Raw genomic sequence first — 12,874 nt, 5'->3', positions numbered from 1 at the left:
TGTCTTGGGCTGGCCGCGCGCAGGCCCGATGGTCTCTTGGGCTTGGTGGCGCGTGGGCCGGAGCGTGTGCGGGCTTGGTGGTGCGTGGGCCCGACGGCGTGGGGGCCCGTCTGCGCGCCTGCACCCGGGAGGGTCGCACAGCAGCCCGGTGATCAGGTCCGACGCGTGATGGGAGACGATCGCCACGGGATGCCGTGGCCGCCGGCATGGTGCGGTGGGCCGGCCCTTTGGAGCTGAATCGTTTACGACATCGCGCCTGATTCGTTTATGGCATCAGCTCCAAAGGGGGAGCGAACGGCGTGCTGCGGTGTGCCGGCGTGAGCTGGTGGCGGATGTGGTGAGCTGACGGCTTGACGGCTTGACGGCTTGACGGCTTGACGGCTTGACGGCCTGGCGGTCTGGCGGTCTGGCGGCTTGGCGGCTTGGCGGCTTGGCGTTGGGGCGGTCTGGCGGGTGGCCCAGCGGGGTGGAGAGGTTGGGCGATGGTGCGGTTCAGGGGCCTGCGGACGGCCGGCGGCCGGCTGCGGCACGGCTGGCGGCCGGTGTTGGAGGCAACCGTCGCGGCGACGGTGGCCTGGCTGCTGGCCACCCAGTTGCTCGGGCACCCACAGCCCTTCTTCGCGCCGGCCGCCGCGCTGATCGTCCTCGGACAGGCCCGGGGGCAGCGCATCCGCCGGGCCGTCGAGGTCATCCTCGGGGTCGCCGCCGGGGTGCTCGTCGCGGACCTGGTGGTGCAGGCGCTCGGCCCGGGCAGCACCTGGACGGTGTTCACCGTCATCCTGCTCACAGTCCTCCTGGCGGTGGCCTTCGGCGCCACCGGCGTGACGCTGGTGCAGGCCGCCGTTTCCGCGCTCTACCTGGTGGTGGTCGCACCGCCGGACGGCTCGTTGGTGCCGTTCCGCTTCGTCGACGCGCTGGTCGGCGGCGCGGTCGCCCTCGCGGCCAGCCTGCTGGTCGACGCCCGGCATCCGCTGGCCCCGCTGGTCGCCGAGGTGCGGCGGACCTTCGACGAGCTGGCTGGTCTGCTGGGCGGGATCGCCGACGCGCTGAACGACCGTGACGAGCCGGCGGCGGTCGCCGCGCTGAGGCAGGCGCGGGGGATGGACGCCCGGGTCGACGGGCTGCGCGACGGTGTGCTGGCCGCCGGTGAGGCGCTGCGGCTCAACGTCCGTCGACGTCGGCACATCGGTCGGCTGCGTTCGGTGGACGAGTCGATCCGACAGATCGACTACGCGGTCCGCAACGTCCGCGTGCTGGCCCGTGCGGGGGTGACCCTCAGCCGGCTGCACACTCCTGTTCCGCCCGAGCTGGGCGTCGCCCTACGGTCACTGGCCGAGGCGGTCCGTCAGGCCGGTGCCGCCCTCGCCGCCGACCTCGACGGGCAGGAGGAGACCGCCGACGGGCACGCCAGTCGGGCCGACGAGTCGGCGCTGGCCGCGGTGCACGCCGCCGGGCAGCTCTTCGGCCCCACGCAGACCCTCCCGCTAGCGATGATCATCGGTCAGGTCCGGGCGACGGCCATCGACCTGCTGCGCGGCGTCAACCCGGAGGACGACGCCGCCGTTCTCGCCCGCGTCGACGAAGCCCTGGGCCTCCCACCGGTCTGATGTCCGCACTGCTCAACGCTGGTTCCCCGCCCTTCAAGGATGGGCGGTCAGCCAGGTGGTGGCGGCGTCGCGGATCGGGGCGGGAATGTCGTGGCCGCCGGGGAACTCCTGGTAGGTCACGTCGTAGCCGAGGTCGTGCAGGTGGGGAACGAGACGGCGGCTGCACACGTCGATGGGCAACACCCGGTCGTCGACGCCGTGCGAGATGAAGATCCGTGGCCGGCCGTGGGTGACCGGTGGCGCGGCGAAACCGGGGGAGAAGGCCAGCACCGCGTCGACCAGATCCCCGTTCGCCAAGCCCAGCGACAGCGCGTACGAGGCACCGTCGGAAAAGCCGCCGACCGTCACGTCGGCCACCGGGTAGGTGTCGAAGACGGTCGCCAACAGCCCGTCGATGCGCCCCACGTCCGCCCCGAAGCCACCGGCGATCAGGTCCCAACTGGCCGCTGACGAGTCCGGGGCGACCAGCAGCAGGTGATGCGCGTCCGCGACTGGCAACAGCAGGTCCAGCCCCTGTCGCGCCGAGCCGCCCGCACCGTGCAGGAGCAGCACCAACCGGTACGCCGAACCGTCGGTCGCCGGCTCCGGGGCGTACCCCAGGGCCAGCCGGTCACCGTCGGGGCCGGTCATCGGCACCAGCCCGGTGCGGCCCGGCGCCTCCGGGGGGTGCCGGCGGACGGTCAACCGGCCGTCCCGGGGGCTCGGCGCCGGGTCCCAGTGCGACGGCGCGGAGTCGGACACTCCTCGGCGCTCCTCACGGTGGACGGAAGCTCCGACGCGGTTACCCGGCCCGTCACTGGTTAACCGTGAGCGTGCTCGACCGGACGTCGACTCAAGCGCTGGCCCGTGCCACCAGTGCGGACGGGAAGAGGGTCACCGGGGCAGCCGGGCGCCCCTCCAGCAGAGCGGTGGCTGCGGCGCCGGCGATCCGCCCGACCGGATGACTCGCCGTGGTCAGCGCCGGGGCGGTCATCCCGGCCAACGGAATGTCGTCGAAGCCGGCCACCGCGACGTCGTCGGGCACCTGCGCGCCGGCGTCGCGCAGGCCAGCGATCACCCCGAGCGCGGTGTCGTCGCTGATCGCGTAGATGGCGTCGATGTCCGGCCAGCGGCGCAGCGCCTCGCCGGCCGCCGTCCGGCCGCGCGCCGCCCGGAAGTCCCCGGGCAGTATCCGCTCCGGTAGGCCGGTCTCGGCCATCAGCCGGCGGTACGTCTGCACGGGGCGTTGCGCGCAGGGCAGCCACCGGGGGCCGGTCACCATGGCGATCCGGCGGCGCCCCGAGGCGTACAGATGACGCAGCACCGCCTCGGAGCCGGCGGCGTTGTCGACGTCGAACGAGGGAACTGTCGCCGAGCCGATGCCGATCGAGACCACTCGACCACGCAGCGACCGGGGCACCGCCGCCAGCAGCTCCTCGGTGGTGTTGACCAGGATCACCCCGCACACACTGCGATCGCCCTCGAGTTGGTCGAGGCTGCGGGGGTCGCCGAACGGCAGCCAGCACAGGGCCACCCCGACACCGGCGGGCGTGCACACCCGGGCGGCCGCGCCGACCACCTGGTTCACGTACGGGTCGTCCAGCACGGCGGCGCTGGTGCCCAGAACGGCAACGACCAGGCGTACGCCGCCTCGGCCGTGGACCAGCGCCCGCGCGGCCGGGTTGGGCACGTAGCCGAGCTGGTCGACGGCCGCCGTGACCTGTTTCCGGGCGGCCGGCGAGGCGAATCCCGTGCCGGCGATCACCCGCGACGCCGTGGACCGGGACACCCCGGCGACCCGGGCCACGTCCTCAAGAGTGGCAGGTCGGTGTGCCGCTGTCGTCATCGTCGCCTCCTGCGGCGGCCCGTCAGGTGGGGACCAACGCCTGCCCATCATGCCCCGGCCGGTCCAGCAGCGGTAAGGGGCGGTGCCCGGTTGTGGTGGTAGCGCTCTCAGGTGTGCGATCGTGCCAGGAGATCACCCCGAGAAAGAGGACTTACCCTCGTGAGCGCCCCCACCAGTCGCCCGTTAGCCCCGGAAACCGCGTCGCCGACCCTGCGGACGGTGCGGCTCGCCCGCAACGGCGTCGCTGTCACCTTCACCCTCAACGGGCTGGCCGTGGGTAGCTGGTTCTCCCGCGTTCCGGCGGTCCGGGAGGCGTTGGACCTCTCCGCCGGCCGACTCGGGTTGCTGCTGCTGGCGATGAGCGTCGGCGCGTTGCTCGCCATGCCAACGGCCGGCCTGCTCGCCCAGCGTCTCGGCGCGGCCCGCACCGTCACCCTCGCCACCGGGGTGGTCGCGGTCGGCCTGACCGTGGCGGGCCTGGGCGCCACGATGACCGGGTCGTTCGCCGTCGTCGCCCTGGGACTTGTCGCTCTCGGCTACGGCTCCGGCGCCTGCGACGTGGCGATGAACGTCGAGGGCGCGGCGGTGGAACGGCGGCTGGCTCGTACGATCATGCCCCGGTTCCACGCCGGGTGGAGCCTCGGCTCGGTGGCCGGAGCGGCGCTGGGCGCCGGGGCGGCCCGGTTCGACGTGTCGGTCGGCGCGCATCTCGTCGCTGTGGCGGTTGTCGTGTTGACCGGCACCGCGCTCGCCGCCCGGACGTTCATGCCCGTGGGCAGCGATCACACCGGCGACCCGGCGGACGCCACCCCGGCTGCCCGCCGCCGGGCTCAGCTCGCTGCCTGGCGGGAGCCGCGCACCCTGCTGATCGGGCTGTTCGTGCTGGTGGCGGCGTTCACCGAGGGTGCCGCCAACGACTGGCTGGCCGTGGCGTTCATCGATGGACGGGAGTTGAGCGAGGCCGCCGGCGCGGCGGTCTTCGCGGTCTTCGTGGTCGGCATGACCGTCGGACGCACCGTCGGCACCATCGCGCTGGACCGGTGGGGTCGGGTGCCGGTGCTCAGCGGCACCATCGGCCTCGCCGTGGTCGGCGCCGGCCTGGCGGTGCTGGCGGGCTCCGGGCCGGTGGCTGTCATCGGCGTCGCGCTGTGGGGCCTGGGTGCGTCGTTGGGCTTCCCGGTCGGGATGAGCGCGGCGGCCGACGACGAGGCGCACGCGGCGGTGCGGGTGAGCGTGGTCGCGGTGATCGGCTACACCGCGTTCCTCGGTGGCCCGCCGTTGCTGGGGCTGGTCGGCGACGAGGTCGGCACCCTACGCGCGTTGCTGGCGGTGCCGTTGCTGCTGCTGCCGACCCTGCTGCTGGTGCCGGTGCTGCGCCCGCCGCACGCGGTTTCCTCCGCCACTAAAAACTAACCCACTCCGCCGTCGGGCGGTATCGGGTGCGTGGCCGACTGCGTCACGTACCCGAGCTGGTTAGGGTCGCCCGATGCCAACCGATGAGATCACCGCCGCCGCGGCGGGCACCTGGACCCTGGGCGACCGCACAGTGCGCCGGATGGGCTTCGGCTCCATGCGGATCACCGCGAACCCCGACCCTGACCGGGCCGTCGCCCTGCTGCGCCGCGCCGTGGAGCTGGGCGTCAACCACATCGACACCGCCGCGTTCTACGTCTCGCCCGGCGGCACCCTACGCGTCGGCACCGGACCTGCCCGCTACGCCACCGAGCTGATCCGCGCGGCGCTCGCCCCGTACCCGAAGGACCTGGTGATCGCCACCAAGGTCGGTTTCGGGTACGACCCGGAGGCGGGCTTCACCGAGGCGTTCACCCCGGCGCAGTTGCGGGCCCAGGTGGAGGAGAACCTTCGCCGGCTCGGCCGCGACCAGCTCGACGTGGTGAACCTGCGCCTCGGCCGAGGGTCGGGTGCGGTGCCGGTGGCCGACCGGTTCGGCGCGCTCGCCGAGTTGCGGGCCGCCGGGCTGATCCGGCACCTCGGGCTCTCCAACGTCCGGCCGGAACAGCTGGACGAGGTGACGGGCATCGCGCCGGTGGTCTGCGTGCAGAACAACTACGGGGTGGACGCCTACCGGGAGCAGGACGCGTTCGTCCGGCTCTGCGGTGAGCGGGGCATCGCCTACGTGCCGTTCTTCGCGCTGGCCGGCACCGGGCGGGAGGCGGGCGCGAGCACCGCGCAGGGCGAGGCCGTCGAGGCCGTCGCCCGCGCCCACGGCGTCACCCCGCAGCAGGTACGCCTCGCCTGGACCCTGCACCAGGGCCCCCACGTGCTCGCCATCCCCGGCACCGCGGACCCGGAGCACCTGGCGCAGAACGTCGCCGCTGGAGCCCTACGCCTGACCCCGGAAGACCTGACCCGTCTCCGTTGATCGTCCACCCCGTCACCGCTCAGGCCCGCACGACGTGCACCACAATCTCCTGACCATCGCCCACAGTGCCGGAGAACCCCTCCGACAACGCGTCCGTGACCGTCAGCTGGAGCGCGAGGGTCTCGTGCGCGATGAGCTTCTGATGCGCGGAGACCGCCGCCGCGACGTCCGCGGGGGCGGCGATCGACACCGTGATCCGGTCGGAGACCTCGAAGTCGGCGTCGCGGCGGGCCTGCTGGATGATGCGGACGACGTCGCGTGCGACGCCCTCGGCCGCCAGTTCGGGGGTGATCTCGGTGTCCAACGCGATCGTCGCGCCACGCTGGGACTCCACGACCCAACCGGTGCGCGGCACCTCCGTGATCAGGATGTCGTCCAGGCCCACCTCGACCTGCGTACCGTCGACCGACAGCGGGTACGACCCGTTCGCCCGGACGCCGTCGACCAGGTCGCGGGGGGCGACGGCGGCAATCGCCGTCGCGACGTGCTGGGTGCGGTTGCCGAACCGGCGGCCCAGGGTCCGGAAGTTCGCTTTGACCCGCACGTCGATGACCCCGCTCTGGGCGTCGAGCGGCTGGAGGACCTTGACGTTCAACTCGTCGCCGATGTCGTCCAGCAACGCCTGCGGGAGAACGGTGCCGGCCGGCAGCCCCACGAGCGCCCGGCTCAACGGCTGACGGATCCGCAGACTGCTCGCCTTACGCGCGGACCGTCCCGCCTCGGCCAACGCCCGCGCCGTGGCCACCTGGGCCGACAACTGCGTACTGATCAGTGTGGTGTCCGGTGTGGGCCAGGTCGCCAGGTGCACCGACTCCGCAGCCGTCGCGGCACCCGGCCGGACGACCTGCTGCCACAACTGCTCCGTGACGAAGGGAACGAAGGGCGCCAGTAGCCGCGTGAGAATGTCGATGCACTCGTACAGGGTGGTGAGGGCGTCGGGGTCGCCCTCCCAGAAACGCTGCCGCGACCGCCGCACGTACCAGTTCGACAGATCGTCGATGAAGTCGGCGAGCAGCCGGCCGGCGCGGGCCGTGTCGTAGTTCTGCATCCGTTCGTCGACGGCGGCCGCGAGGGCGTGGACCTCGCCGACGATCCACCGGTCCAACACCGGCCGCTGGGCGACCGGCTGCGCCAGTTGCGGCGTCCACGTCGAGTTCGCCGCGTAGAGGGAGAAGAACGCAGCGGTGTTCCAGTACGTCATCAACACCTTGCGGACGATCTCGTCGAGCGGGCCGGGGCCGATCCGGCGCGGCGACCACGGTGAGCCGGAGCAGGCCATGAACCAGCGCACCGCGTCGGCGCCGTGCGTGTCCATCAACGGGATCGGCAGCAGGATGTTGCCCAGGTGTTTGCTCATCTTGCGGCCGTCCTCGGCCAGGATGTGCCCGAGGCAGACGACGTTCTCGTACGGGGACCGGTCGAAGACCAGCGTGCCCACCGCCATCAGCGTGTAGAACCACCCCCGCGTCTGGTCGATCGCCTCGCAGATGTACTGGGCCGGGTAGGTGCGCTCGAAGATCTCTTTGCTACCCGGCACGTGGGGGTAGCCCAACGACGCGAACGGCATGGCCCCGGAGTCGTACCAGGCGTCGATCACCTCCGGGACCCGGGTGGCGGTCCGGCCGCAGTCCGGGCAGGCGAAGGTGATCTCATCGACGTACGGGCGGTGCGGATCCAGCTCGGACAGGTCGGCGCCGGCCAGCTCCCCGAGTTCAGTACGGGAACCGACGGCGGTCACGTGGTTGTCCGGGCATCGCCACAGCGGCAGCGGGGTGCCCCAGTACCGGGAACGGGATACCGCCCAGTCGATGTTGTTCTTCAGCCAGTCGCCGTAGCGGCCGTGTTTGATGTGCTCCGGGAACCAGTTGGTGTGCTCATTCTCCCGCGTCAGCTCGTCGCGGACCTCGGTCGTCCGGATGTACCAGGACGGCTGCGCGTAGTACATCAGCGGCGTGTGGCACCGCCAGCAGTGCGGGTAGGGGTGCTCGAACGGTTCGTGCCGGAACAACCGGCCAGACTGCCTGAGACGGTCGATCAGCAACGCGTCGGCGTCCTTGAAGAACACCCCACCGACCAGGTCGATGCCGTCGTTGAACCGCCCGTTCGGGGCGACCGGGTTGACCAGCGGCAACCCGTACGCGCGGCAGACGGCGAGGTCGTCCGCGCCGAATGCCGGCGCCTGGTGCACGAGGCCGGTGCCGTCCTCGGTCGTGACGTACTCCGCGAGGACCACGAGGTGCGCGTCCGGGATGTCCACCAGGTCGAACGGCCGCTCGTACCGCAGTCCTTCAAGGGCCGACCCGGGTACGGTCGCCAGGATCTCCGCCTCGTCGCCGAGGACCCGCCGGGCCAGCGGTTCGGCGACGACGAACGTGCCCTGCGCGGTGCGGGCGAGGGCGTACGTCACAGCGGGGTGTACGGCGACGGCGGTGTTGGACACCAGGGTCCACGGGGTGGTGGTCCAGATCAGCAGGTCGACACCGCTGTGTCCAGCCACGTCCCCGCGCACCGGAAACCGCACGTACACGGAAGGGTCGGTGACGGTCTCGTACCCCTGCGCCACCTCGTGGTCGGACAGGGTCGTGCCGTCGCGGGTGCAGTACGGCGCGACCCGGAAGTCCTCCACCAGCCGGCCGCCGTCGTGGATCTGCTTCAGTGACCACCAGACGCTGTCCACGTACTCCGGGGACATGGTCTGGTACGGATGCTCCAGGTCGATCCAGTAACCCATACGCTCGCTGAGCTGGACGAACTCGTCGACGTGCCGCAGCACCGAGGTGCGGCACAGGGCGTTGAACTCCGCGACGCCCATCCTCTCGATGTCGGCCTTGCCGCTGAGCCCCAGTTCCTTCTCCACCGCGAGCTCGACGGGCAGGCCGTGGCAGTCCCACCCGGCACGGCGCGGCACCGAGAAGCCCCGCATCGTCCGGTACCGGGGAAAGAGGTCCTTGAAGACCCTCGCCTCGATATGGTGGGTGCCCGGCGTGCCGTTGGCGGTCGGCGGGCCCTCGTAGAACACCCACGGCGGGCCGTCGGCCGTCTGCTCCAGACTCCGGTTGAACACGTTGTTGGCCTGCCACCACTCGATGACCGCACGGTCCATCCCACCAAGGTCGATCTTGGTGGGCAGTGGCACGAATGGCGACTTCGACGGACCGTCCGGCACCGACGTTCTCCCTACACTTCACGTCCGCTCGCGGGGGCATCAGCTCACTGCCCACGCGGGGACGAAGCGCCGGGCGTATGGCCAGGACTCCGCGGTACCACCCCGCTTGCGCCTCGACGGTGCAGGCGCCGCTCAATTTCTCGACGTGACGTGCCGCTACGTCCGGTTCTACCGGGGCGGTCGAACTGCCCGTTCTTCCGGAGGCTCCCCGGTGATGGCCGGATCGGTGCCGTTGCCAAGCAGCATAGCTGCCGGTGCGCGGAGCCCGTGGCCGGAGCGCTAGCCGTGCAGCCAGATGCGGAGAGGGCCGGTGGTCGTGAAACCAGCGGAGAGCGCCGGCGTCAGTTCCGGGGTGCTCTCGTAGCCGAACAGCGGCGCGTCGGGCACTGTGGCACACACCGCGCGCCAGATGGCCCGGGAGGTGTCGACGCGGGCGAACAGGTTGGAGACGCCGTACGGGCCGTCGCCGCTGAGCACCGCACCACCGGTGACCACACCCCGGTCGTCGTGGCGGGCGAGCACCCGTACGCGGGGGTCGGCCAGGAGCGCGGGGCGGAACAGATCCCCGCCGTCGTGGGCCGCCGCCCAGGCCGCCAACTCGTCGGGTGTGGTGACCGGGGCCAGCGGTGTGTCGACAGGTGGTGCCGTCGGTGGCCGATGGATCCACTGCGCGTCGAAGAGCACCCGGAACCCGTACCCGGACAGGTCGAGGTCGGCGAAGCTGTCCTTCACCGACGCGCCCGGCCCGGCGTCGATCCGGGACAGCAGGGCCTCGGCGTCGACGCCCGGCCGTAGGGTGACCGCGTCCGGGTACCACCGCGGCGAACGGTAGGGGACCCACCAGGCGTCGGCGTCGGTACGTCCGGCCAACCCCTGGCTGCCGCAGACGATGTCGCACCACTCGGCGTTGTTGCGGGCCGCCGCCGCTACCCGTTCGTCCTCCTGCACGTCAGGCAGCCTAGGCGGCCCGGCGCTGGCTCAGGGGGCGTAGACCAGGTCCATCGTGTCGGCGTGCCCGGACCAGCGCAGGTCGAGGCGCCAGCAGCCAGCCTCGGGCAGGTCGACGATCGACGGACCGGGGCCACCGGGAACCTCCCGGATCACCCGGGTGTCGGTGCCGTCCAGCCTCGCGGTGATCTCCAGGGTCGCCGGCGCGGTCGGGTCGGGGGAGGTCGTCGCGGCGCGTGCCACCCACAGGATCTTGTTGTTCGACCCGTCCGTCCGGACCTGCCGCAGTGGGTGGGCGAACAGCACCGCCACGATGTCGCCCTTCGCGCCGAAGACGTGCGGAGCCCGCGCGTCCCCGCTGAACCCGGCGTCCGCCCAGTCCGGCAGGGACCCCGTCTCGACCCGCGCCGCGCAGGCGGTCGCGGTGCTCGTCGTGGTGGCCGCACCCGCCGTCGGCGCCGCCCCGCTGGTCGTGGTCGTGCACCCCGCCAGCAGAACCACCGAGGATGCCAGCACCAACCTGCCCCAGGAAACCATCTCGCTCCTTCCGGTACGCGTCGACGACTCGCCGCACCCTTCCGACACCGCCCAGGCCCGCCAGGTTCCTGGTGCTCGGCGGGGCCGAACTTCCTGGGCCGACAAATTCACTGTCCGGCGGCGGCGCGCGGTGATAGACATCCGGGGTGCCGAACACTGTGGAGTTCCCCGAGGTCCTGCGGCTGATCGAAGACCGCTCGGCGGCCTTCCGCGCCGCGATCGCGTCCGCGCCCGACCTTGACGTCCAGGTCCCGACCTGCCCTGACTGGACGCTGCGCGAACTGGCGCAGCACCTCGGCGACGGCCGCCGCCGCCAGGCCGCCATCGTCGCGGCGGGCCCCGGCGCCGAGCCCCCGACGAGGACGGACCCGAAGGGCGCCCCGACCGCGCCCCGCAACCGCGAAGCCCTCGACGCCTGGCTCGCCGAGTCGACCGAGCTCATGCTCGACGCGATGCGCGAGGCCGGCCCGGACCGCGGCTGCTGGACCTGGTGGGGCCGCTCGCAGGCCCCGGAGACCAGCGGAGCCGTGGCCCGGCACCAGGTCCAGGAACTGGCCGTCCACACCTACGACGCCCAGCTCACCCAGGGGGCGGCACAGCCGCTGCCGACGGACGTCGCGGTCGAGGGCGTCGACGAGTTCCTGACGACCGTCGCGGCGACGACCGTCCCCTGGCCCTTCGAGCCGGCGACCATCGACCTGCACACGACCGAGGGCCGCTCCTGGCGCCTGACCCTCAACGCCGACGGCGTCCGCTGCGACGACCTCGCCGCCGACGCGGAGCCGGGCGACATGGCGATGCGAGGCGCAGCGAGCGAAATGATCCTCTACTTCTACGATCGCGTCCCGCTCGACGGCCTGGAAACCACGGGCGACACCAAGCCGATGGAGCAGCTCGCGGACTGGGACCCGAACGCGCACTAGCCCACAGAACGCGCGATCTCGATCGCCTCGGCCTTGGTGAGGGCCCCCTCAAGCCGGTAGCTCACGTCGTTGTCCTGCCAGATCAGCGTCGAGGCGGCAAGTCGGGCGGTCTCCCTGCGGATCTCACCCGCCCGGTCCACGTAGGACAACGCGTGTGGGCCGTCGACCCAGACGGCGAAGTCGCCGTTCACCTGGACCCAGTTCGCGCCCGGCGGGGTGATCTCCTTGTGGAAGGCCAGGTCGAGGTGGCCGTCGAACGCGTCGACGCGCAGCGCGCCTCCGTCGTAGAGCAGCGTCGCCACCCGGTACCGGCCCGTGGCGTCCGGGTCGGCGACCAGTACCTGTTCGGGCGGCCCCAGCTTCGCCGGCAGGCGGATCGGAAACCGCACCGCCCGCTGGGCCTCGGCCAGGGCGACGGTCCGCTGGCCGGGCAACGGCGACGCGGTGCCGCCGGGCGGCACCGGGGCGGGTGAGGTGGCGATGCTGACCCCGGCGAAGCGCAGCAGCCCGGTGACGGCGTCGGCGATCGCGGCACGCGTCGGCGGCAACAGCGCCACCAGCAGGGCGACGAACGCCACCGCGGCGAGCGACCGCCACCGGCGCCGCCGGGGCGCGGGCGTGCCCAGTCGTACGCGGACACGGGCGGTCACGTCGGGCGGATCGGGGGTGTCCAGCCAGGCGGACAGGTCGCGCAGTTCCCGTTCGAGGTCACCCATGCCGGACCTCCGCACTGTCGAGCAGGCCGCGCAGCTTCGCCAGCGCCCGGGACGTACGCGACTTCACGGTGCCCCGGGGCCAGCCCAGAGCCGACACCGTCTCCTCCTCGGTGAGGTCGAGGAAGAACCGGCAGACGATGACCTCGCGGTCCCGTGTTGGCAGTTGCCGCAGCGCCTGCACCAGCGACCTCCGGCGCTCCCCGGCGAGGACCGCGGCGACCGCGTCGTCCTCGGCGATCTCCGACCTCGGGTCCGCTGCCGCCGCCCGCAGGACGAGCCCGTCGCGCCGGCCACGGGAGCGGTGCAGGTTGCGGGTTTCGTTCGCGACGATCGCGAGCAGCCACGACCGGAAGGACGCGTCACCCCGGTAACGGGACAGCTTCCGGTACGCCTTCACAAACGCCTCCTGGATGACGTCCTCGGAGTCCGAACCCGCGCCGAGCAGCACCGCTGTCCGGTACGCGGACGCGGTGTGCCGGGTGACCAGGAGGTCGTACGCCTCCGGGTCACCTGCCCGAGCGCGGGTGACGAGCGTCTCGTCGTCCAGGGGAGCCTCCGTTCGGATCACACTCATGACACCGCCCACCCGCCGCGGGTTCCACCCGGCGTGGGTCAGGTTGCTCCCATCCGCTGTGCAGCGTATTGCCAGGATTTGGTGGTGCACTGGGAGAGGTGTCGAGGAGAGGGGCTGGTCATGAGCTGGTTCAGTCGCCGGTCACGGGGTGCCGAGGCGACCCCGACGAAGCTGGACCGGGAGGCGACCCGCGAG

The 12,874-nt window shown here is 72.2% G+C and carries 11 protein-coding genes; 4 read left to right on the top strand and 7 right to left on the bottom strand.

Features of this window, described 5'->3' with window-relative positions; genetic code table 11:
- The first annotated feature begins 482 nt into the window (after nt 1-482).
- On the top strand, nt 483-1,607 hold the full coding sequence (locus AB0B48_RS11260) for an FUSC family protein (protein ID WP_357199221.1): 1,125 nt from the start codon (nt 483-485) through the stop codon (nt 1,605-1,607).
- Nucleotides 1,608-1,640: 33 nt separating this feature from the next.
- On the opposite strand, the gene AB0B48_RS11255 is transcribed toward AB0B48_RS11260, so the two are convergent.
- Together AB0B48_RS11255 and AB0B48_RS11250 are read right to left on the bottom strand one after the other, a co-directional pair.
- On the bottom strand, nt 1,641-2,348 hold the full coding sequence (locus tag AB0B48_RS11255; RefSeq protein WP_357199218.1) for a phospholipase: 708 nt from the start codon (nt 2,346-2,348) through the stop codon (nt 1,641-1,643).
- A 91-nt stretch (nt 2,349-2,439) separates the two neighbouring features.
- The gene (locus tag AB0B48_RS11250) at nt 2,440-3,432 is read right to left on the bottom strand and encodes a LacI family DNA-binding transcriptional regulator (RefSeq protein WP_357199215.1); all 993 of its coding nucleotides are present in this window, start codon (nt 3,430-3,432) and stop codon (nt 2,440-2,442) included.
- Nucleotides 3,433-3,591: 159 nt separating this feature from the next.
- Here AB0B48_RS11250 and AB0B48_RS11245 point away from each other — a divergent pair, with 159 nt between their 5' ends.
- Together AB0B48_RS11245 and AB0B48_RS11240 are read left to right on the top strand one after the other, a co-directional pair.
- Entirely contained in the window at nt 3,592-4,845 is a 1,254-nt protein-coding gene (locus AB0B48_RS11245; protein ID WP_357199212.1) for an MFS transporter, read from the top strand.
- Between the two features lie 73 nt (nt 4,846-4,918).
- A complete protein-coding gene (locus AB0B48_RS11240) occupies nt 4,919-5,815 on the top strand; it encodes an aldo/keto reductase (RefSeq protein ID WP_357199209.1) in 897 nt (298 codons plus the stop codon).
- 19 nt (nt 5,816-5,834) lie between these two features.
- Here the strand turns inward: AB0B48_RS11240 and ileS are convergent, their stop codons facing one another.
- The 3 genes from ileS to AB0B48_RS11225 all read right to left on the bottom strand — a co-directional run bounded on the left by ileS (nt 5,835) and on the right by AB0B48_RS11225 (nt 10,466).
- Complete coding sequence (gene ileS / locus AB0B48_RS11235; protein ID WP_357199206.1) at nt 5,835-8,981, bottom strand: isoleucine--tRNA ligase; 3,147 nt, start codon at nt 8,979-8,981, stop codon at nt 5,835-5,837.
- A 279-nt stretch (nt 8,982-9,260) separates the two neighbouring features.
- The gene (locus tag AB0B48_RS11230) at nt 9,261-9,929 is read right to left on the bottom strand and encodes a hypothetical protein (protein ID WP_357199204.1); all 669 of its coding nucleotides are present in this window, start codon (nt 9,927-9,929) and stop codon (nt 9,261-9,263) included.
- A 30-nt stretch (nt 9,930-9,959) separates the two neighbouring features.
- Nucleotides 9,960-10,466 carry a hypothetical protein gene (locus tag AB0B48_RS11225; RefSeq protein ID WP_357199201.1) on the bottom strand — a complete coding sequence of 169 codons (507 nt, stop codon included), beginning with the start codon at nt 10,464-10,466 and terminating at the stop codon, nt 9,960-9,962.
- Between the two features lie 146 nt (nt 10,467-10,612).
- Here AB0B48_RS11225 and AB0B48_RS11220 point away from each other — a divergent pair, with 146 nt between their 5' ends.
- Nucleotides 10,613-11,389 carry a maleylpyruvate isomerase family mycothiol-dependent enzyme gene (locus AB0B48_RS11220; protein WP_357199198.1) on the top strand — a complete coding sequence of 259 codons (777 nt, stop codon included), beginning with the start codon at nt 10,613-10,615 and terminating at the stop codon, nt 11,387-11,389.
- On the opposite strand, the gene AB0B48_RS11215 is transcribed toward AB0B48_RS11220, so the two are convergent.
- Both AB0B48_RS11215 and AB0B48_RS11210 read right to left on the bottom strand, forming a co-directional pair.
- Nucleotides 11,386-12,105, bottom strand: coding sequence for a hypothetical protein (locus tag AB0B48_RS11215; RefSeq protein ID WP_357199195.1), 720 nt, complete (start codon nt 12,103-12,105; stop codon nt 11,386-11,388). The genes AB0B48_RS11220 and AB0B48_RS11215 overlap by 4 nt on opposite strands.
- Nucleotides 12,098-12,679 (bottom strand): RNA polymerase sigma factor, encoded by a 582-nt coding sequence (locus AB0B48_RS11210; protein ID WP_357199192.1) that lies wholly within the window; start codon nt 12,677-12,679, stop codon nt 12,098-12,100. Before AB0B48_RS11210 ends, AB0B48_RS11215 begins: the two co-directional genes overlap by 8 nt.
- Nucleotides 12,680-12,874: the final 195 nt, after the last annotated feature.

Source organism: Micromonospora sp. NPDC049089 (genome assembly GCF_040648775.1).
Classification (GTDB): Bacteria; Actinomycetota; Actinomycetes; order Mycobacteriales; family Micromonosporaceae; genus Micromonospora.
The sequence above is the reverse complement of the archived record's forward strand: the minus strand, read 5'-3'. Positions and strand labels throughout refer to the sequence as shown.

Excerpts from the sequence above, each read along its gene's own strand:
- AB0B48_RS11260 (WP_357199221.1), top strand. The coding sequence starts at position 483 with ATGGTGCGGTTCAGGGGCCTGCGGACGGCCGGCGGCCGGCTGCGGCAC.
- AB0B48_RS11250 (WP_357199215.1), bottom strand. The coding sequence starts at position 3,432 with ATGACGACAGCGGCACACCGACCTGCCACTCTTGAGGACGTGGCCCGG.
- AB0B48_RS11240 (WP_357199209.1), top strand. The coding sequence starts at position 4,919 with ATGCCAACCGATGAGATCACCGCCGCCGCGGCGGGCACCTGGACCCTG.
- AB0B48_RS11225 (WP_357199201.1), bottom strand. The coding sequence starts at position 10,466 with ATGGTTTCCTGGGGCAGGTTGGTGCTGGCATCCTCGGTGGTTCTGCTG.
- AB0B48_RS11215 (WP_357199195.1), bottom strand. The coding sequence starts at position 12,105 with ATGGGTGACCTCGAACGGGAACTGCGCGACCTGTCCGCCTGGCTGGAC.
- AB0B48_RS11210 (WP_357199192.1), bottom strand. The coding sequence starts at position 12,679 with ATGAGTGTGATCCGAACGGAGGCTCCCCTGGACGACGAGACGCTCGTC.